The sequence below is a fragment of the Streptomyces niphimycinicus genome, from assembly GCF_018883605.1.
GTDB classification, from domain to species: Bacteria; Actinomycetota; Actinomycetes; order Streptomycetales; family Streptomycetaceae; genus Streptomyces; species Streptomyces niphimycinicus.
Window position 1 is genome coordinate 1 of record NZ_JAHLEM010001225.1, and the last position, 1,621, is coordinate 1,621.

2 protein-coding genes are annotated in these 1,621 nt (G+C 74.2%); both read right to left on the reverse strand.

All coding sequences use genetic code 11. The annotated features are described in order from the left end of the window. The coding region (locus KN815_RS48990) for a DUF3492 domain-containing protein (protein ID WP_216348186.1) at positions 1–210 on the reverse strand (210 nt) is incomplete at its 3' end. Between the two features lie 203 nt (positions 211–413). Continuing rightward, positions 414–1,535: a DUF3152 domain-containing protein gene (locus tag KN815_RS48995; protein WP_372458672.1), complete on the reverse strand. Its 1,122-nt coding sequence runs from the start codon at positions 1,533–1,535 to the stop codon at positions 414–416. Positions 1,536–1,621 lie beyond the last annotated feature (86 nt).

A 1,621-nucleotide genomic window follows, 5' to 3' on the forward strand; every position in this document is an offset into this window, starting at 1 on the left:
CGCCGGCTCGCCCCACAGCGGCGCGGTGCGCACCGGGCCGACGTGGCGCGGCAGATCGCCCCAGCCGCCGGCCTCCTGGCCGGGGCCGCGGCTGAGCGCGTACACCTCGAACTCATGCTGGGCGAGCCCGCGCACCAGCCGGTCGCACCACACCCGCGCATCACCGGTCGCATACGGATAGCCACCCTCCGTAAGCAGTCCCACGCGCATGAGCGCACCCCCGATCTCCCAAACGGGCCGTCGTCCTGCCGCCGTCACCGGCGGCGGCCGCCGTCAGGCAGCGGGAGCACGTTATGCGCGCAGAGCCCCGGCGCGACGGACGGTTGTCCGTCGCACCACCGGAAGGGGTGAACGCACGTGACCTATCGGGAATTCACGCGTTGGGACGCGCTATACGGGCCGGCGCGGGGCCGTCAGCCCTTGGGGAACGGCCAGGCGTTGGGGCGGCAGGTGGCGCCGTCCGTCGACAGGAACTTGGTCTGCTGCATCATCACCGGCGCCAGCGCGCCCTGCTTGGAGCAGATCTCGTGGTTGTGGCCGAGCCGGTGGCCGACCTCGTGGTTGATGAGCATCTGGCGGTACAGGTGCATCTTGTCGTCGCCGTAGGTCTTGGCGCCCTGCGCCCACCGATAGGCATTGATCATGACGCGCTCGGTCGACGCCGAGTCGCAGGAGACATTGTCCTCGGTGGTGTCCAGGCCGGACTTGGCGCACCACACCGCCGTGGTCCCGGGACTCGCGAGGGTGATGACGAAGTCCGCATGGCCGGACGAGACCCGTTCGAAGGTGCGAACGCCGCCGTGCCCCCAACTGCGGTCGTCGTTGAGCGTCTTGTGCACGGCCTCGGCGAACAGCTCGCCGTCGAGCGGCAGCCCCTTCTCCACATCGACGCGATAGCGCATCACCTGGCCCCGGCCGGGGGCCTTGTCATGCCCGCCGACGGCCTGGAAGGAGCCGGAGCCGCGCAGCTTGGCGTCGAGCGGGAAGACGGTCGCCATCTTCGCGTCGTAGGTGACGGGGGCCGCCGGACCCGCCGTGCGGGCCGCCCCGCGGCCGTCGTCGGCGCGGGAGTCGCGACCGCCGCGGGCGGCGGCGTCGCCACGCTCCGGGCCGTCCTGGGCCTGCGTCTTACCGCCGTCATGCGGGCCGCTCGCGACCTGTCCGGCCACCACGACGGCCAGCACGGTGGTCACGGCCGCGGCGGCGACACCGGTGAAGGTGCGCCCCTTACCGCTCTTGGTGACGCCGCGCGCCCCCTTGTCCCCGGGCCCCGTCTCGTCGTCGTCCGGTCCGCTCCCCCCGTCGCCGCCGGAGCCGCCGCCGGCCCCGTCGGAGGGGGTGGCCGCCCGCTGCGTACCGCGCTGCGGGGGCACTCCGCCCGGCGCCCCGGCGGCGAAGACGTCATCGCCGTCGCAGTCCAGTGCGTCGGGGGCATCGAACGCCTCGACGTACTCCTTGCGCGGGCCGGGCATCAGACCGGCCGCGCCGCCCGTGCCGCCCGTGGTCGGGCGCTGCGGCGGGTTCATGGTGCGCATGCCGTAAGGGGGCCGCTGAGCGCCGGGACCACCGGGGCCCCTGACGCCGCCCGGACCGCCGCCGTGGCCACCGACCGCGCCCCAGC

Bases quoted from the DNA above. Each gene is read 5' to 3' on its own strand.
- KN815_RS48995 (WP_372458672.1), bottom strand. From the start codon at position 1,535: ATGCGCACCATGAACCCGCCGCAGCGCCCGACCACGGGCGGCACGGGC.